Genomic DNA, 17,921 nt, shown 5'->3' with positions numbered 1-17,921 from the left:
CTGGCGAGGCACCAACCAGATATTCCTCCTCACCTAGATTAATAAAAAAACCATAGGGTGAAGGATTAAATTGGCGCATTTTCTTGAATAATGACGAAGGCTGTTCACTATAATACGTATAAAAAGTTTGACTTGGAACGACCTCAAATAAATCGCCACAAGCAAAACGCTCTTTGGCTTTATTGACTACTGCAGCATATTCACCAGGAGCATGATCACAGGTTTTATCCGGTAGATTCGGTGATTGATAGGCTAAACTAGCACCCGCTCTAGGCAAATCATGAGTTGAATGACCTTGAAATTGAAAATCATAGCGTCGTACAAAAGCTTCTTCCTTGCGATGATTCACTACAAAAATTTCATCCGGTAAATACAGAACCATATCTCGCTGTGCTTCATTGCGAACCTTATGTTGCTCTAAATCATCAAAATGAAAAATTAAATCAAAACCAAATGAACCATATAGCCCTAAATAAGGTTCTTCATCGAACTTAAAGAAAGCAAGTAACAATCGAATGACCGTAAATACCGAAGGCTGCTGGCTACGCTCTTCCTCACTAAAAACGCGCTGCGACGCTTTAATTTTAATCTGCAAATGAACCGTACTTTGCGTGACAAGTTCTAAAGCATCATGAGCAACCAACAACGGCATAATACTAGCCAACAAGACTTTTCCGCGCAAATTTAACGCATCAATTTGGATAAAATCTTGTTTACAAACCAAAGCCAAAGGAGGATTACAAAAGCCAATGTCCCAACAAGTATAACGCCCAGGATATTCAAAACTGGAAGTAAATAGAGCCCCTCTTTGTGAATCCAAACGTCCAATAAGGTGCTCGATGCCCTGCTGGTAATCTAATACCTGCTGAGTAACCTCAACCTGAACGCCCCCCTGGGTTTTAAATTGTTGTAACATGAATTACTTACTCGACTAAAATGATTAGGGATTAATCATCATTCTACTGTAAAAATAATCAGGTGCCTATCCAACGGAGGAAAAAGGTAAACCAAGAGTGCTTGATGACTAACTACAATAAATACTGCATATCATCAAGCACTAACGTTAAGAAACATCTGCTTTTTTACAAAAAAAGCAATAGGCTAAATAGTTAACCTTCGCGTACAACGAAGGATAGTAGCCGGATTAAACTTATCACCAACAGCTCCAGCCTACTTATCGCCACCAACAGTGCTAAAATCTTGGCCCCAGATGTTCATCAATGGACTCGATGAATTCGCAATAGAACTGAAATAACCAGTACCGCTTAAATTAATATTCATACTGAAACACCCCAAATGCTATCAAAGGTAGCCACGCCCCCCCAACCAATGTTGGAGGCTGGTCACTCGGATAAACTACCGCCCCCCCACGCTACTCGTAATAGGAGTAGTATCGTTCAGCGCAAACAAATTTTCCGCCTAATAAACACAAGCATTACCTAAGACAAACGCACCCACGGAACGCTCCTGCGTGTTAACTCTCTTTCAGAAGTAAAAAATAAAACGATTAACTAAAATTTGTACGCTACATCTTACAATTAATTACCTCATCAAGCGAATAATTTTTAGTTCTTGCATCCTTAATCTATGGTCCAATTTGATGATGTACATCCCGAAAAGGCACGCATTACAATACCAATGTCCAAACTAATTAACTCTGCTTCATTCGCCAAAATAAGTCCCTGGCACGCTTACTATTTTAGTGTGTACCTGACTTCCAGCGATGTCATAGATATAAAGCACCTTATCAAAAACAAGTGATGTATTAAAATGCATCGCACCAGGATCTAAATCTTTACTAAAACGTCCACCCCAGATTTTATCACTCATAAGGCGTGTCATTGATAGTCAGGGACGATTAAATGAGATGATGCAGTTATTGCACAATGAATCTCCTTATTTGCAAGGCAGTTAATGTTGATAATTTAATCAACCAGGTAATTTGAGAGATCTCTTGGGTTAATTAGAGACATATCTATCATGCCTTATTTTTTCAACCAGCTATAATTTACTTATGAGGAAGGAAAATGGATGTTTATAGGAAGTACATAGTTCATCAAGGATGATGATACGAACAAGGATGTTGCCACCCTCCTCCCCCAAAAAAGCCTATAAATATAGGGATTTTCCATAGTTTTCAATTTCAATAATCAAAATTCACTGCATTCCCCATTTTACAGTTTTACCTACTTCGGACTGCGACTATTAATATAAACCGTTTGTAACTTACTTTATCCTCGCTATAATAAGCCATTTACTTTTTGGATACCCATATGACCATCTCACCCAACGATTTGGAAAAGATTGCGCATTTAGCTTATCTGGATATTGAGGTCGATCATTCGCCCAAATTAATGCAGGAAATTAGTGAAATCATGGATTTTGTAGATCAATTACGTTCAGTTGACACAACTGAAGTAGCCCCTCTATTCCATCCTCTGGCCTTGCATCAACGTTTACGACCAGATGCAATCACGGAAGAAGATTGTCTGGCTGAATTAGAAGCGTTAGCCCCGCTGTTTGAAGACAATCTTTATTTAGTACCTCAAGTCATTGATGAGAACAAATAATTATGGAACAACTCTCGTTAAAAGAATTATCCCAGGCCTTGCATCAAGGCAAACTTTCCAGCGTGGAATTAACTCAATATTACTTTGCACAAATTGAAAAATATAAAGAATTAAATGCCTTTATTAGTCTGGATGAAGAACAAGCACTATTGGATGCGCAACAGGCGGATAAAGAATTACAAGAAGGCAAGGGCAAAGTACTAACCGGCATTCCGATGGCTCTAAAAGATTTATTCTGTACCCAAAGAATGAATACAACCTGCGGCTCTAAAATGTTAGCCAATTTTAAAGCGCCTTATGAAGCCACTCTTGCCAGTAAATTAAAAGAACAAGGTACCATTTTGGTAGGTAAAACCAATATGGATGAATTTGCTATGGGCTCAAGTAATGAAAACAGTTATTTTGGCGCTGTAAAAAATCCTTGGGCTAAAGAACGAGTTCCTGGCGGTTCCTCTGGTGGCTCCGCAGCAGCAGTTGCCGCAGGATTAATACCGTTTACAATAGGTTCAGACACAGGAGGCTCAATACGTCAACCGGCGGCCTTATGTGGCATTAGTGGCATAAAACCCACCTACGGCTTAATTTCACGATACGGAATGGTTGCCTATGCTTCCAGCTTGGATCAAGCGGGCCCGATGGCACGTAGTGCCGAAGATCTAGCACTTGTCCTGCACGCCATAGCCGGATTTGATGATAAAGATTCTACCTCAGCAGATTCATTCATTCCTGATTATGTGGCAGAACTGAATAAGCCTTTATCAACAGTACGCATCGGTTTACCATCCTGTTTCTTCCAACCACAAGTTGAACCAGAGATCCAACAGGCAATCCTGACTGCGGTAAGAGTATTTGAACATTTAGGCGCACAAATTATTAACCTGGATTTAGCATTACAGCCATTATGGGTACCTTGTTACTATGTTGTTGCTTGTGCCGAAGCCTCATCCAACCTATCCCGCTATGATGGCTTACGCTTTGGTCATCGCAGCCGTAAAGCCTCCTGTTTAAATGAACTTATTCGCTATTCACGCAGTGAGGGATTTGGAAATGAGGTACAACGGCGAATTCTTACCGGAACTCATGTTTTGTCTTCGGGATATTTTGATGCCTATTACCTACAAGCACAAAAAATTCGTCGCTTAATTCAAGAAGAATTACTTACTGCGCTAAAATCCGTTGATATTATTCTTGGTCCAACCACCCCAACCACAGCCTTTAAATTGGGTGAAAAAATCGCCAACCCCATTCAAAATTATCTGGCAGATGTCTTTACTGTAGCCGCTAATCTTGCCGGACTACCGGCAATATCAATACCCGCAGGCATGGGCCAAGGCTTACCAATCGGTATGCAACTAATGGGCAAGCATTTTAGTGAAAGCCGTCTACTCAATGTAGCCCATCACTATCAACAACATACTGACTGGCATTTAGCCAGACCAAAGCAATAGAGGTGAACTATGGAATGGGATACAGTTATTGGTCTTGAAGTACACGCCCAACTTAAAACAAAATCCAAGCTTTTTTCCGGGGCATCCACTGCGTTTGGGGCTGCGCCAAACTCGCAAAGCTGTTTTATTGATGCAGGATTTCCCGGGGTTTTACCCGTTTTAAATAAGGAAGCGGTGACGATGGCCATTCAATTTGGCCTTGCGGTTCAAGCGGATATTAACGATCAATCCGTATTTGAGCGCAAAAACTACTTTTACCCTGATTTACCTAAAGGCTATCAAATTAGCCAATTTCAAAAGCCAATAGTAAGCAATGGCAAGCTCACCATCACCCTGGACGATGGCAATGAAAAAAACGTGGTGATTGAGCGTGCTCATTTAGAGGAGGATGCAGGTAAATCGCTGCATGGAGTCCAACTCGGTTTTAGTGGTATCGACCTGAATCGTGCTGGTACAGCCTTATTAGAGATAGTAACGGCTCCTTGTTTGTATTCAAGTCAGGAGGCAGTGAAATACTTAAAAGTCTTACACCAATTAGTGCAGTTTTTAGGTATTTGTGATGGAAATATGCAAGAGGGGTCTTTTCGCTGTGACGTGAACCTTTCATTAAAACCCAAAGGTTCTGTTGTTTTAGGTACACGAACCGAGTTAAAAAATCTAAATTCGTTCCGTTTTATTGAAAAAGCAATCGCATACGAACAAGCCCGACATCAAGATTTACTCGAAAATGGCCAGAAAATTATTCAAGAAACTCGGCTTTATAATCCCGATACAAATAGCACCCATCCAATGCGCGAGAAAGAAAACGAAAACGATTATCGCTATTTCCCTGATCCAGATTTATTACCTATTCAAATTACTCGCTTTCACATTGCTGAAATTAAAAGTAATTTACCAGATTTACCTAAGAAAATTTATACGCAATTAAAAGAAACACCAAATTTAAGAGAAGAAGATATTCATTTTATTCTCTCAGCTCCGGCAATCTACCAATTTTATAAGGAAATTAAAGCCATTTGCCAGGCTCCAGAAAAAATGATCATCAATTGGTTAAAAGGACAATATGCTGCGGCATTAAACGAAGAGCATCGAACCTTTGAAACACCTCGAGTATCTGCAAAGCTTATGGCTGAACTGCTAAATAAAATTCATGATGAGACCATTTCATTAAATAATGCACGCTCAATCTTTGCTTTATTATGGGCAGGTGAGAACGATATTCAAGCCATTATCACGCGTGAAGGTTATCAGAAAGTCGATGACAACGCGGCTTTGGAAGAGATGATTGTAAAATTAATCCAGCAATTTCCAGAGCAAACGGCTGAATATCGAGCAGGTAAAGAAAAATTATTAGCATTTTTTGTTGGTCAAATAATGAAACAAACCAAAGGCCAGGCAAATCCCGAATCAATCAATTCATTACTAAAAAGACATTTAGCAGAATAAATGCTAGATAAACCAAAAGCTTCCTTCTCTCATGCCGGAGGAGGAAGGTAATATTTTCATATTTCTCAATATCCAACACCAAAGTCAAGTAAGCCATAGTCTGGATTATAACTCCTTCCAAAGCCAAGACCATAATCACTAACCCCATAGCCTGTAGAAGAGACATAACTTGCATTATAACCAGGAGAATAAGCATAACCAGGAGAATAGCCAGAGCCAGTACCAATAATGCAACCAGTCAAAAAGGTTACCAACATAAAGGTGAATACAGCAAAAAATGTCTTTTTCATGATGACATCCCTGAGCGAACTGTATTTTAAGTATACAGTATATTCGTATATTAATCTTTTCGTGTATTCGGAGTGTCTTAGAGCTGTGTACTGTTAAGTAGCTGTTAATTTCTGTTTTATTAAATAACCAAGCATTCAACGAGGGTTGTTTTATTAATGCGAATGCTTTGTTTGATATATGGATAAATTTAGGATCTCAAAAATTTCCGGCTATATAAATCTAAAAAAATTGAACGCATCGTTTCTGTTGTTACTATTTGTCAGTAACAACAGAATGCTATCTTGGCATTCATCGTGGAAGTCCTTAATCGATGGGCTTTACCTCAAAAAAAGAGTCGGTCGATAAGCCGGGTTCTGTCGCGGACAATCATTCATCTGGGACATGCGTCACCGCATGCCTCAAGCAACCTACCCGAATCCCGTACGGGCCGCACGTCATGACTTTGCAGTCACATGGATTCCTATTTGGTCTTGCTCCGAGTGGGGTTTTCCCTGCCACGACTGTTGCCAGTCGCGCGGTGCGCTCTTACCGCACCATTTCACCCTTACCTCTAACGAGGCGGTATATTTTCTGTGGCACTTTCCGTAGGTTCACACCTCCCAGGCGTTACCTGGCACTCTGCCCTTTGGAGCCCGGACTTTCCTCCCTTTGCCGAAGCAAAGAGCGATTGTCTAACCAACTCTGTCATCTATAGTATCAGAGTGCCTAGCTAAAGACCACTATAATTACGAAAAACCACCGAAAACAACATTAAATCAAAAACACAGTATCCAATTAGAAATCACGTGTACCAATGAATTCATCATCAAAATAACGTTTCAGCTTAGTACGTAACGTTCCACGACTTACGCCTAGTACGCGAGCAGCTTTAGATTGGTTGTAACGAGTTAATTCCATAACCGTACGGAATAAAGGCGCCTCAACTTCTTCAACGATTAATTGATATAAGTTTAAGTTAGCATCTTTATTACTAACACTGGTTAAATATCCTTTAACCGCATGAATTACTTGATGCGAAAGCGCTTCGCTGCTTTGCACCGCAACTTCTGTACTCATTTAAGTCTCCTAGTACAAATTAATAAATAAAATTATGTTCAGTAAACACATCGACCGAACATCATGGTCTATATAGTACCAAACATCTCAAAGAGTGTAAACATTGTTTTAATGGTATTCATTTATTAAGGAAATATTAAGTTAAAAAAATTCTATCATTTAACGCGCCAAATCCCAAGGTTAATTATGCATTTAATTTTATTTATAATGTTCATTCAGTTATTTTCTTGTACTAAGCCCTTAATCCAAAATGATAAATTACCCAAAAATGAAAAAATCATTATCAGTAAACATTATTAATATTCGTTTAATGCATTCATTGAAACATATGATACAATTTTGCTCATAAACACGAATTATCTTAGGAATTAGATTAATAATGGGTAAACACAACACATACGCGACCAGCCATTTAGGGCTGATGGCCACAGAATTACTTAAAGGAATATCTACTCTGCAAAAAAAATACCCTGAGACTGAGGAAAAGAACTCCATAGAAAAAAAGCATGCATTAAATCAACTCAAAACACTTGAAATCTTTATCAGAACACTGCATAACAAGTTGTTACCGCAATTTGACAATCACAGAGCGCCAACCCGCTGGGACATGCTTTCCATGGCTCGCGATGTATATGCTTTATATACACTAAAAAATGAATTTAATACACGAAGATATACTTTATATTTGGCTATCCAAAAAGAACTGCCTGCAATTGTTAAACAAGCACAACGCCAATTCCAAGAACCCCAGGCTATTGCCAATGCAATAACTAAGACACTCGATGAAAAAACAAAAAGCTTATTTGAAATAGCGGCACTGATTCCGGGGGATTCACTTGACGTTATTATGAGATCTATAAAACACGCTATTACCAATATTAATGAACATAATATTAACCTAAAAGAAGCAAATTGCGCGCCTAAATTAGAGGCGATGCTTGCCCAAAAACTATTCAAAAATAGCAAAGTGACCACTCTAAGCACAAAAGTCAAAAGTGAATCGGAAAAAAAGGTTGACGCGATATTTGAATTTGAGCAAGGCAAAACAAATCTTGTTATTGCTCATCCAATGATCTTTGAATTTGCAGAATTGCTTGTTAGGCTTAAAGAAAATACCCCCCAATGAACTTGCCGAATTAATTCCTTTCTTTAATCCGGAAGCTTTTAACGTAGATTTTCATTCAGGGGCACTGGGTACAATAGTGTGCGAATTATTTGGTGCTACTTACCTTTTAAAAAATGAACCGAGAATTGAAACCAATGAACCCTCTTTGGTTTATCAGTTCATCACTTATTCTAAAGAAAGCAAAACCGAGACAAAAGTAACAATTGACGGGAGCGCGCGCTATCCAATTTTATCAGAACAATACCAAAAGTCGTTGTTTATCCAGATTCAACAGTACCTTACAGATTATAAAACCACTGCCCATGTACAAAGCCTTCACGCACGCACTAAACTATTAAGCGGACTTACTACAAAAGAATCTGAGGCCATAACTGTTGCCATGAAAAACCACTTTGATAAAAGCCAAAGTCAACTTAATTTAAGCACATTGGATTCTGTAGCCGCAATTTACGCGATAAAGAAGGAAATAGAGCACAATCAATTAGTACTAAAAAATAATCTATTATTACAAAAATCATTGCAAGAGCGAGCTGAGTCCTATTCTAAAAATTCAATCTCTCATTTACTGATCACCTATCCTGAACTAGCCAAACAACTGCAAGAATATAAATTAAATGGTATTAACACTGAGTTTTGTGAGCAACCACTCCCCGATCTTATTATTGGTACATTTGATGAAAACACGAATACAATTAGCATTATTCAACTGCAAAAACAATTACAACAGCTAATCACCGAACAATTAAACCTACTTTATCAAAATCACAGCGTGCTTCAAAAAAAAATCACGCAACAACAAGAACAACATCAAGGGCTAATAACCGTATGGCAACACGCGACAACGCATACTTATGCCGAAACATTATCGACATTAAAGCTCTGTAACGATTCGTTAGAACAAATTAAAGCTGAAAATAAAGAATACACCGCGACTAACGATAATATAGAAACGTTAGAACAAATAATTGCCAGAAAAAAATTAGTATCTTTACAATTAGAAGAGTTATTTCATAAAGTAACGACTCACCTAGAACAGATTGAGCAATCAGCAAAACTAGCTCTTGAATTTAATCTTGATGAAAACCATCTGACTCAAAATTCCTTAATAACAGAAAGTCGTCCTGTAAGCAAAAAAGCGCAACAATTATTACAACAAATTAAGCTAGTTCAACAAGAACAAACTAAAGAAGTACAACATCTAGAAATGCGTTTAGAAAAATCTAATTCAGAAGCCTTATTTGCAAAAAATATGCAATTGGCAGATCCTGAAAAACTAAAGCAGTTGTTGCTTGAAATAACTCAAAAACTTAAGGATGGGCAACAGCAACAAAAGCAATTGAACACCGAGCTGGATGAAATTCCCGGAAAACTTGGCACCCAGGAAAAGCGGTTAACCCGTTTAAATGAAGAGTCTATTGAAAAAAGAACACAAAAAGAAATTATAGATGCAGAAATTACTCCTATGATTCACTCTATAAAAGATCGTGCAGAAAAAACGAAGCTACTCACCACTATTCCTCAAGAAAAAGAGTTATTGGAAAATCAGGAACAAACTGCACAATTTATACTAAATATTACTGAGAGTATAAATAATAAGCTAGCTGATCCCTTAAATACTTTGATCAATTACCAAGAAGCCCACACCCTTTTACATGACGTTTGCGAATGTCTAAAACAAGGCCAAAATAAAGCAACGATTCCATTTAAAACAATCGATGAATTACCAATCATCGCCACTATGAGTAAAGGCTCGCAATTTAAAGGATTTAATTTTTTCTTATCATTTGTTGGTCTACAAAAAGAGCTAAACTTGTTTACGAAATACCGCAAAAGTCAGGAAGATATTTTAAAGATAAGCTCGATTATCAATGATATCCTTAAAACTAAAAAAGAAACCAAACAAGAAGAATACAATAAGGTATTAAATCGATTAGAAACGGCTATAGCTAGAACCAGAAAGGACCTACTCAAGCATCAAGATAATAGCTGCTTACTGGAAGTAATTGCCGGCTTTAAGAGTATTTTACCGATTCTTCATACAGAATTAGATGGCCTATTTAAGAAAAAAATTAAACTTATATCAGAGCAACGTGATACCCAAACACAACATCAAGAATGCTCAGAGACAATTACCAAGTTAAAAGAAGAACAAGCCGAAAAATCCCGAGCATTAGCACACAGCGCTAAGGAACAAGAGTCTTTACAAGTGGATCAGAATATTATTGCAAGCATCATTACGGTTATCGAGAACATTCAGAATTTGCAACAACAAATCCAGCTTCTTGCTAATGAGGAACACTCTCTTTACGAAATGACTTTGTATCAAAAAATTTCACAATTACAGCAACAATACAGTCTTTTAAAAAATGAAGTTGATAAGATTGCTAATAATGCCAAACAATCAGCAAAAGAACCGACTTATACCGCAACACTTGACGTACTTTTGCAATTACTAGAATCAACGCAACAACAATTCTCAACCACAATAAAAGCCAAAGTTGATGTTAGCCTGTTACAAAAACAATATTCTCAATATGTTTTTGATCTTATGAATATAGACCATACCCGTACACATGAAACAGAAGTGAATTCACCAAATGAGTTGCTGAGTCGTTACCATACCCTTGCTGTATTAATAATGCAGCAAGATAATCTAATTAAACAATTCAAAACTAATGCCTCGACAATTAATGAGGAACATATCAATCAAAACATAACAGAACTTGAATTATCACAAGAGAAATTACACCAACAAAGCAATCAATTAGGTGAATCCTTAATCGATGATATAATTTCTACTCTGAGTAAACTAAAAACCGAGGCCCAAGTATTTGAGGATAAGGCCCATCAAGAAAGCCAAGAGAAACAGCAAACGGTTACATCAACACTGGAGCGGATACAACGATCATTCGTCACACTTCCGAAGACAAGTGAATTCGAGGACATACATTTACAATTTGCCAATGAAAAATTAGAAGGTATCAAAAAACTTACCCAAGAAGTAGAAGAGCAATTAAGCCAATCTCAAGCAGCAAACCAGGGATTATTACAACGTATAGAAGAGCGCAAAACTGTAGTAAATAATCTCTTACTCCCCAAACTTGACGCTTATTGTGAAACCAAAATACAACAGCATACAATTAAAAAAATGCTCCATAATGATGTGGAACGTTTCGATTTTATCGCCAATATAAAAGATGAATTAGCAAACTATATTGTCTCTGGTGACAACGCCAGTGTGTCAGCACTTATTGAAGCCCATAAAAAACGTTTCCCGGGAATCCATTTCCAGACTATTCTCAATAAAATTACCGTTGAACTTTTTGACTTAAGTCAAAAAGTTCCTCAGAACTATAATCAAGGGTACCCAGTAAATATTGATGTCATCGCCCGACACCAGCAAGCACTAGAAATACTACTCAGCAAAAAAGCTGTGCAGTCTAATTATGTAATGGCAATTGATAAATTATTTGCGTTAATTAATGACATGGCTGAGAAATGGCCAGAGACCAAGCGGTTAACCGATAAACTGCGTCAAGATATCGACTGTTTTGTTATCAGCCATCCAAGCACCATACCCGATGAAAAAGCGTACAATCAATTTACAGCACTGTTTACAGCGCGATTACATAGCGAAGATGATGAACTCAGCAGACACCGCGCCGCTTGGAAAGCAAATTTTGCTAATATTATGATTGGCATATTCACGCTAGGTATTGCTTTGGGTATTAAATTAGTCCATTCAAAATGGAGCGAAGGTCGATATTCACTGTTCTTTGACAAAACAAGACGACAGCAACAAATTGCATCCATGGAAGAAATAGTAGAGCAAAGTATGACATCACCCGCGGCTTAATTCACCGCCTATCCTAAGCAATGTGAGGAGTTATTCCTCACGTTGTTCGAGGTTCTTGACTCGCCTTACTCAACAGTAAAACTCTCGCCACAACCACACTGCCCTGTTTGATTTGGATTATTAAAAATAAAGCGGTAATTTAATCCTTGTTTCACATAATCAACATTCATATTTTTAAGAAAGGGGTAGCTTGCCTTATCAATACAAACCGAATAGTCTGCATTTAATGGCATAACTAAATCCCCCTCAGGAGGAGACAGTACATAATCAACCACGTAAGATAAGCCAGAACAGCCCGTTTTCTTTACAGATAAACGCACACCAGTGTATTCCGCATTTTTCTGTAAATAAGAGACTAAATGCTTGACCGCTGGCTCAGTAAAACTGATTTCAGGAAGCACTTTATCCAATGCGTGTTGCATTTCTACGCTCATAACTTATACCTCTATGAATGTCGCCCTTCATCGGGCAATCTATTGTTCATTAAAATCAAACTTTCTTTAAAAACATGCACAACTCTTAGTGCCAATGGGTATTGCGTCACAGGGATATCTAATTCTTTGATTAACAGCTGATAATCAATTTTGGGTACCTTATCTAAAGCTCGACCTTTTAATTGCCTGCATAGCCATTCTAAACCGGCAATAAGATAAGGATTACCATTGGTTTTAAAACAAACCTTTTGAATCAGTCTATCCTGCCCACATTGCATATAGAATTCAATAGTTCCCTGACCTTTTTGCTTGTTTTTAAAAACAACGACAAGATCATGGTTTAACTCAATAATCCCTACATGTCGAGGCGAAAAAAAATAATCACATACTGTATTATTATAAATCATAATGGTGATATTTCATGTAACCGAGTCACTTGAGTACAGAATACTGCAATTGCATACTCAATCTCTTCTTCTTTAGTAAAACGACCTATAGATAATCTTATGGAACTTTGAGCCAGCTCATCCGTTAGTCCAATTGCGCGTAATACATAGGAGGGTTGAATACTAGCAGAGCTGCACGCAGACATTGTAGAAACAGCTAAATCACTCAAAGCCAATAATAAGGAGTCGCCATCTAATCCTTTAAAACTTACATTAAGATTACCGGCAATGCGTCTTTGCTCATCTCCATTTAATTGGATTCCAGGCAAATGCTTAATTCCATCCCATAAACGTTGGCGGTATTTCAAAAAACGTGCCTGTTCTTCTTCACGCATACTTTCGGTCAAAGCAAAGGCCTCTCCCATACCCACAATTTGATGAGTAGCTAAAGTTCCAGAACGTAAACCATTTTCATGTCCTCCACCAAAGGTCTGCGGTTGCAAACGAATTCTTGGTTTATGACGAACATAGAGCGCCCCAACGCCTTTAGGACCATAATTTTTATGTGCTGAAAGTGACATCAAATCAACAGATATCTGGGTAAGATCAACAGGCAATCTGCCAATGCTCTGTGCGGCATCGACATGGAAGATAATTCCTTTATTGCGCACTAATTCGCCAATTGCTGCAATATCCTGAATCACGCCAATTTCATTATTCACGTGCATAACAGAGACTAGAATTGTATCGTGCTGTAATGCCTGTTCTAATTTATTAAGATCCAATAAACCATCAGGCTCAGGATCAAGATAAGTAACCTTAAAACCCTCTTTTTCCAAGCGATTAAAACTATCCAGCACAGCTTTATGCTCCGTGCTCATAGTTATCAAATGTTTTCCTTTATTCTGATAAAAATGTGCCGCGCCAATTATCGCTAAATTATCAGCTTCGGTTGCCCCCGAGGTGAAGATAATCTCTTGTGGTGAAGCATGAATCGAATCAGCAATCTGCGCACGCGCTCTATCCACAGCAAGCGCTGCGGTTCTACCGTAATCATGCGTTATTGATGCAGGATTGCCAAAATCCCCATCAGGACCTAAATATTGAATCATGCGCTCAACGACCCGCGGATCAACGGGGGTCGTGGCCATGTAATCAAAATAAATGGGTACTTTAATTGTTGTGTTCACTCCGACCTCGTTTGCTAGCCCACTCCAATGACTTTTGTACTTGGCTTAACATTCCGCGCAAAATACTAACTTCCATTTTTTCCAAATTCACGCGATTAAATAAACGCCTTACTCGTTGCATTAATCGCCGTGGATTGGCTTCTCTTAAAAATTTAATTTCAATAAAAACTTCTTTTAGATGTTCATAAAACTGTTCAATTTCATCGGCTGTGGCGTATTCATCGCTACGTAAAGCAACTTCTGCTTTTGGCGCTAATAATTTCATACGTAATTCATAAGCAACAATTTGTACTGCCTGAGCTAAATTGAGCGAACTGTACTCAGGATTGCTTGGAATATGTATGTGATAATGACATTTTAGCAGTTCTTCATTAGTAAGACCGGCATGTTCGCGACCAAATACAATCGCAATTTGTGTTGACTCTGCTTGTTTACTCACTAATTCAGCACTTGAGGAAGGAATTAACCCAGGCAAAGACAGTCCTCGCGGACGTGCACTGGTTGCTAAAATTAATTGACAACCTACTAAAGCTTCATCTAGCGTCTCCGTAACAACAGCCGTTTCCAGCAAATCATCAGCCCCTGCTGCCATTTCTCTTGCTTTATAGTCAGGAAATGATTTGGGACTGACTAAGTAAAGCGAGTTTAACCCCATGGTTTTCATGGCTCTAGCTGTAGAACCAATGTTACCAGGATGCGAAGTAGCTACTAAAACAACACGAATTGAATTTAAATTCATAAAAAAGACTTAATTTAACACACAAAGATAGCTATATGATAGCATTTAACTGGTCATGCTCCTAACTCAATTAATATGCCAATGCAAAATATGGGAATAAATAGAACCATTTTAGCGCGCCTTTTGGATACCCTGTTTTTTTTCACCGCAGTGTGATTAATGACTCTCTTTTTTGATTAACATTCAAATATCATAGAAAAGTATGATAGAATCACCGGTTTTGTAAATTCAACGAGAAATCCATGGAACCACTTTTAAATATTGCAGTGAATGCAGCACGTCAAGCCGGGGAAATTATTATTCGTCACATGGAGCAAGTAGATCGTCTCAAAATCACTGCTAAAAGTAATACTGAGTATTTTAGCGAAGTAGACATTAAGGCAGAACAAGTCATTATTAATACCATTCGTAAAGCCTACCCCGAGCATGGAATTCTTGCTGAAGAAAGTGGGCTTCAAGAAGGTGATGGTGAATCGATTTGGATTATTGATCCTCTAGATGGAACATCGAATTATTTACACGGATTTCCTTTTTTTTCCGTTTCTATTGCCTTGAAAGTAAAAGGACGAATTGAACATGGTGTTATTTATGACCCATTGCGCCACGAATGCTTTGCCGCCAGCCGGGGCCGGGGTGCTCGTTTAAACGACCGCAGAATACGTGTTTCCAAACAAACGCAATTAAGCACCTCTCTGTTAGGAACAGGCTTTCCTTCACGTGACGCAACGATTGGCCAACGTTATTTGCCTACATTTGAAGCATTATTTGGCAAATGTGCTGGTGTCCGCAGAACCGGCTCAGCGGCTTTAGATTTAGCTTATGTTGCCAGTGGTCGTCTTGATGGCTTTTGGGAACTTGGTTTACGTCCTTGGGATCTTGCAGCAGGTTCATTATTAATCAGAGAAGCAGGTGGCTTAATTAGCGATCTTTATGGTGGCGATGATTTTCTGAAACATGGTGATGTTGTTGCAGGAACACCAAAAGTATTTAAAGCTTTATTGCAAACTATATCCCCTACTTTGAAATAAAAAACCAGCCCCTAGAAAAGCCCCTCTTTCCGCAACAGAAGAGGAGGCTTTTTAATATAATTCTACTTGTGCCCTTTTTTTAGTAAAAAAATCTAAGTCAAGACTGTTTTTTATTTTTTTCTTTGTTAAGATACACCGGTATCCTACTCATTAAGCCCAAATTCATCTGTGGATAAAGCTATGGATCAATTCGCATAACTAAATACAATTTTCATCTTTATGCATATTCCCCCCTTATTCCATAAGGAGTTCAAACCATTTATGATTATTAATATCAAGAATTAGTTATCCACAAATTCTGTGGGTAACTCTGTACATAGGGTGTAAAAACACCTAGTATAATCAAAATGGGAGGGCAAAAACCCTTTCTCCTTGTGGACCAAATCCATACAGGTTCTAACCATAGCACTGTTTAAATATAAGAAAGCTCGCGGACTTTACCACAAAACAGAAAATGGCAGCCAAAGAGGCTGGCGTGTTGTACTTTGAACGCCATAAAATATCAACATCAGAACTGTAATTAGATAACCCCGTGAGCAATATGATGTATTTTTTGCAAAGATATCTGTATAATAAATATTCTAATCTATAATGCAGAGTGGTTTGTTCTGACTTTTTTCGAGGCTTATATGAAGAAATTTATTCCTGGGGAATATTATCATACGCTCAATGAACTACCTTTTCCCATTATCCAGCCTTCATACTTAGGATTTCAGCTTGTTGTTCAATACCTGAATCAAAAATATGCAACCGAGATTATTCGAGCAGAAGTTGATATCTATTGGCTACCCCATGTAGAAAAGAATATTCACCTATTAAATGAAAAAATTGCTGAAGCAAGAAAAACACAGAGCGATTATCGTTTTGCCTGGATTCCGGGAAAAGCACATGTTGTTAATTTTGTGTATATTAGGGAAAAGGGTGAAGAGGCTCTTTTTTATAGCGACTCAAATAGAAACCCTGATGCCACCATTCCTGATTTTGCGCAAAAACTTTCCAAAATCACGGGATTGCCAGTATATACTACCTTAGGCAATCGCCAAGCCGACCTTCGTTCGTGTTTTACAGATTCTCTTGCATTTAGTCGTGATATTACAAGGCGTAATAAAATGACAGGAGAATACCTTATTCCAAATTTTTTGTCTGTCTTAAAGCAAAGAGCAAAAAAACTAGGTGAGAGTTCATTTGAGGTAAAGCTTCCCGATGCTTTATTGAAAACATCGCAAATATCTAAATTTTTGGATGCGCATAAAGAGTCAAGTCACCATGTAATACACAAAAATGAAACATTAAAACTATTCAGAGCGCGCTACAGCAAAGAAACCGTGGTTAACGGTCAAAAAAAGATGATCGCTACCTATCTCGTAGAGAAAGGATATAAGTATCGCGATATTATGCAAATACAATTTTATCTAAACCAAATGCCCTATTTGTCTGAAATGCAAAAGAAGGCTTTTGTTAAAGAGGCAAAAACCTTATTAAAATCCCAAAGTCAGCCAAATGGACTGCATGAGTATGCTATTCAAAAAGCGACTGAACTAGGCTTTCCACCTGAGATGGTTACACCTGAGAATCCTTTTCTGAGTGCCGCCATGAGCAAATGCGGTGATAGCACGGTTTTCCATGAAATAGTATCAGGACAAGCATTAAGTGATTTAAAAGCATTTTATAAACTTATTCCAAGCCAGTTTCATTTAAGAGTACTTACAAACCCGGAGCAGAACAAAAAGAACACAGCATTGCATTGGGCTACCTCGTACCCTGAGAAATTCAAATATCTTTTGAGTTCTCTATCAGAAGAGCACCGTATGAACGCCGTAACTGTTCAGGGGGAAAATAATAATACGGTATTACATTGGCTCTCATCTAAATCTGAGTTATTGGAATTCGTCTTAAGAAGTATCCCTGAGGAACATCGGCTGCAAGCGCTTGCAGCTCCTGGTCAAAATGGTAATACGGTATTGCACTGGCTTGAGACAGCTCCTACTTCATTGAGTCTTGCTTTAAGTCTTTTACCCCAAAGTCAAAGACTAGAAGCCCTTACAGTAGCTGGCGAACAAGGCGCAAGTGCATTACACTGGATAAAATCAAAGCCTGAATCGATGAAAGCAGTGTTAAGCTGTTTATCTAAAGCGGAGTGCCAAGCGCTAAATAAGGTATTGAAAAAAGAGTTGCCTTCATCCTGCTCTGAATTAAGGACGCTCCTTCAGAAGAATATGCCCATAAGAGCGACCGTGTCCTTTTTCTCACTTAAGAATTCTGATTTTCCAGTTCCAGTAAAAAATGTCGGCTTAACCCTTTCTTAATTTTTAGCACAACAATCGTAGAAGGTGCTCAAGCAGCACCTTCTA

General features: G+C 38.2%; 15 protein-coding genes, 1 other RNA gene and 1 pseudogene. 8 read left to right on the top strand and 9 right to left on the bottom strand.

Annotation, left to right across the window (positions count from 1 at the left end; translation table 11 throughout):
- Together LDG_RS17425 and LDG_RS19770 are read right to left on the bottom strand one after the other, a co-directional pair.
- Nucleotides 1-916, bottom strand: a 916-nt coding sequence (locus LDG_RS17425; RefSeq protein WP_040536506.1) for a chorismate-binding protein, incomplete at its 3' end; no start/stop codon positions are given.
- 746 nt (nucleotides 917-1,662) lie between these two features.
- A complete protein-coding gene (locus tag LDG_RS19770; protein WP_006872788.1) occupies nucleotides 1,663-1,830 on the bottom strand; it encodes a hypothetical protein in 168 nt (55 codons plus the stop codon).
- Nucleotides 1,831-2,273: 443 nt separating this feature from the next.
- Here LDG_RS19770 and gatC point away from each other — a divergent pair, with 443 nt between their 5' ends.
- From gatC to gatB, 3 genes are read left to right on the top strand one after another with little or no spacing between them, the layout of a single operon-like run.
- Nucleotides 2,274-2,570, top strand: coding sequence for an Asp-tRNA(Asn)/Glu-tRNA(Gln) amidotransferase subunit GatC (gene gatC, locus LDG_RS17420; RefSeq protein WP_006872787.1), 297 nt, complete (start codon nucleotides 2,274-2,276; stop codon nucleotides 2,568-2,570).
- Nucleotides 2,571-2,572: 2 nt separating this feature from the next.
- On the top strand, nucleotides 2,573-4,018 hold the full coding sequence (gene gatA, locus LDG_RS17415) for an Asp-tRNA(Asn)/Glu-tRNA(Gln) amidotransferase subunit GatA (RefSeq protein ID WP_006872786.1): 1,446 nt from the start codon (nucleotides 2,573-2,575) through the stop codon (nucleotides 4,016-4,018).
- A 9-nt stretch (nucleotides 4,019-4,027) separates the two neighbouring features.
- Entirely contained in the window at nucleotides 4,028-5,464 is a 1,437-nt protein-coding gene (gatB, locus tag LDG_RS17410) for an Asp-tRNA(Asn)/Glu-tRNA(Gln) amidotransferase subunit GatB (protein WP_006872785.1), read from the top strand.
- A gap of 65 nt (nucleotides 5,465-5,529) precedes the next feature.
- Here the strand turns inward: gatB and LDG_RS17405 are convergent, their stop codons facing one another.
- The 3 genes from LDG_RS17405 to LDG_RS17400 form a co-directional block, all read right to left on the bottom strand.
- Complete coding sequence (locus LDG_RS17405) at nucleotides 5,530-5,754, bottom strand: hypothetical protein (RefSeq protein ID WP_006872784.1); 225 nt, start codon at nucleotides 5,752-5,754, stop codon at nucleotides 5,530-5,532.
- 327 nt (nucleotides 5,755-6,081) lie between these two features.
- Nucleotides 6,082-6,438: RNase P RNA component class A (rnpB, locus tag LDG_RS18745), an RNA gene on the bottom strand.
- A 91-nt stretch (nucleotides 6,439-6,529) separates the two neighbouring features.
- Nucleotides 6,530-6,811, bottom strand: a complete 282-nt coding sequence (locus tag LDG_RS17400; protein ID WP_006872783.1) for a helix-turn-helix domain-containing protein — start codon at nucleotides 6,809-6,811, stop codon at nucleotides 6,530-6,532.
- Between the two features lie 379 nt (nucleotides 6,812-7,190).
- On the opposite strand from LDG_RS17400, the gene LDG_RS17395 reads away from it, so the two are divergent.
- Both LDG_RS17395 and LDG_RS17390 read left to right on the top strand, forming a co-directional pair.
- Nucleotides 7,191-7,937: a hypothetical protein gene (locus tag LDG_RS17395; RefSeq protein WP_006872781.1), complete on the top strand. Its 747-nt coding sequence runs from the start codon at nucleotides 7,191-7,193 to the stop codon at nucleotides 7,935-7,937.
- Nucleotides 7,894-11,793: a coiled-coil domain-containing protein gene (locus LDG_RS17390; protein WP_158307890.1), complete on the top strand. Its 3,900-nt coding sequence runs from the start codon at nucleotides 7,894-7,896 to the stop codon at nucleotides 11,791-11,793. Before LDG_RS17395 ends, LDG_RS17390 begins: the two co-directional genes overlap by 44 nt.
- Nucleotides 11,794-11,858: 65 nt before the next feature.
- Here LDG_RS17390 and LDG_RS17385 read toward each other — a convergent pair whose 3' ends face one another.
- The 4 genes from LDG_RS17385 to trmJ are packed head-to-tail and all read right to left on the bottom strand — an operon-like array spanning nucleotide 11,859 to nucleotide 14,542.
- Nucleotides 11,859-12,227, bottom strand: coding sequence for a HesB/IscA family protein (locus tag LDG_RS17385; RefSeq protein WP_006872779.1), 369 nt, complete (start codon nucleotides 12,225-12,227; stop codon nucleotides 11,859-11,861).
- A gap of 11 nt (nucleotides 12,228-12,238) precedes the next feature.
- Nucleotides 12,239-12,634, bottom strand: a complete 396-nt coding sequence (locus LDG_RS17380) for an iron-sulfur cluster assembly scaffold protein (protein ID WP_006872778.1) — start codon at nucleotides 12,632-12,634, stop codon at nucleotides 12,239-12,241.
- Entirely contained in the window at nucleotides 12,631-13,803 is a 1,173-nt protein-coding gene (locus LDG_RS17375) for an IscS subfamily cysteine desulfurase (RefSeq protein WP_006872777.1), read from the bottom strand. The genes LDG_RS17380 and LDG_RS17375 overlap by 4 nt, the downstream gene beginning before the upstream one ends.
- Nucleotides 13,787-14,542, bottom strand: coding sequence for a tRNA (cytosine(32)/uridine(32)-2'-O)-methyltransferase TrmJ (trmJ, locus tag LDG_RS17370; protein WP_006872776.1), 756 nt, complete (start codon nucleotides 14,540-14,542; stop codon nucleotides 13,787-13,789). The genes LDG_RS17375 and trmJ overlap by 17 nt, the downstream gene beginning before the upstream one ends.
- Nucleotides 14,543-14,784: 242 nt before the next feature.
- On the opposite strand from trmJ, the gene LDG_RS17365 reads away from it, so the two are divergent.
- From LDG_RS17365 to LDG_RS17360, 3 genes and pseudogenes are all read left to right on the top strand, one after another.
- The gene (locus LDG_RS17365) at nucleotides 14,785-15,570 is read left to right on the top strand and encodes an inositol monophosphatase family protein (RefSeq protein WP_006872775.1); all 786 of its coding nucleotides are present in this window, start codon (nucleotides 14,785-14,787) and stop codon (nucleotides 15,568-15,570) included.
- Between the two features lie 409 nt (nucleotides 15,571-15,979).
- A pseudogene (locus LDG_RS20780) lies at nucleotides 15,980-16,156 on the top strand (MltA domain-containing protein); the annotation flags it as partial.
- A 43-nt stretch (nucleotides 16,157-16,199) separates the two neighbouring features.
- Nucleotides 16,200-17,876, top strand: coding sequence for an ankyrin repeat domain-containing protein (locus LDG_RS17360; RefSeq protein ID WP_006872774.1), 1,677 nt, complete (start codon nucleotides 16,200-16,202; stop codon nucleotides 17,874-17,876).
- Nucleotides 17,877-17,921 lie beyond the last annotated feature (45 nt).

This window comes from Legionella drancourtii LLAP12, from assembly GCF_000162755.2.
In the GTDB taxonomy this organism is placed as follows: domain Bacteria; phylum Pseudomonadota; class Gammaproteobacteria; order Legionellales; family Legionellaceae; genus Legionella; species Legionella drancourtii.
The sequence above is the reverse complement of the archived record's forward strand: the minus strand, read 5'-3'. Positions and strand labels throughout refer to the sequence as shown.

Excerpts from the sequence above, each read along its gene's own strand:
- LDG_RS17405 (WP_006872784.1), bottom strand. The coding sequence starts at position 5,754 with ATGAAAAAGACATTTTTTGCTGTATTCACCTTTATGTTGGTAACCTTT.
- LDG_RS17380 (WP_006872778.1), bottom strand. The coding sequence starts at position 12,634 with ATGATTTATAATAATACAGTATGTGATTATTTTTTTTCGCCTCGACAT.
- gatC (WP_006872787.1), top strand. The coding sequence starts at position 2,274 with ATGACCATCTCACCCAACGATTTGGAAAAGATTGCGCATTTAGCTTAT.
- LDG_RS17395 (WP_006872781.1), top strand. The coding sequence starts at position 7,191 with ATGGGTAAACACAACACATACGCGACCAGCCATTTAGGGCTGATGGCC.
- LDG_RS17385 (WP_006872779.1), bottom strand. The coding sequence starts at position 12,227 with ATGAGCGTAGAAATGCAACACGCATTGGATAAAGTGCTTCCTGAAATC.
- LDG_RS17365 (WP_006872775.1), top strand. The coding sequence starts at position 14,785 with ATGGAACCACTTTTAAATATTGCAGTGAATGCAGCACGTCAAGCCGGG.
- LDG_RS17360 (WP_006872774.1), top strand. The coding sequence starts at position 16,200 with ATGAAGAAATTTATTCCTGGGGAATATTATCATACGCTCAATGAACTA.
- trmJ (WP_006872776.1), bottom strand. The coding sequence starts at position 14,542 with ATGAATTTAAATTCAATTCGTGTTGTTTTAGTAGCTACTTCGCATCCT.
- gatA (WP_006872786.1), top strand. The coding sequence starts at position 2,573 with ATGGAACAACTCTCGTTAAAAGAATTATCCCAGGCCTTGCATCAAGGC.
- gatB (WP_006872785.1), top strand. The coding sequence starts at position 4,028 with ATGGAATGGGATACAGTTATTGGTCTTGAAGTACACGCCCAACTTAAA.
- LDG_RS17400 (WP_006872783.1), bottom strand. The coding sequence starts at position 6,811 with ATGAGTACAGAAGTTGCGGTGCAAAGCAGCGAAGCGCTTTCGCATCAA.
- LDG_RS19770 (WP_006872788.1), bottom strand. The coding sequence starts at position 1,830 with ATGAGTGATAAAATCTGGGGTGGACGTTTTAGTAAAGATTTAGATCCT.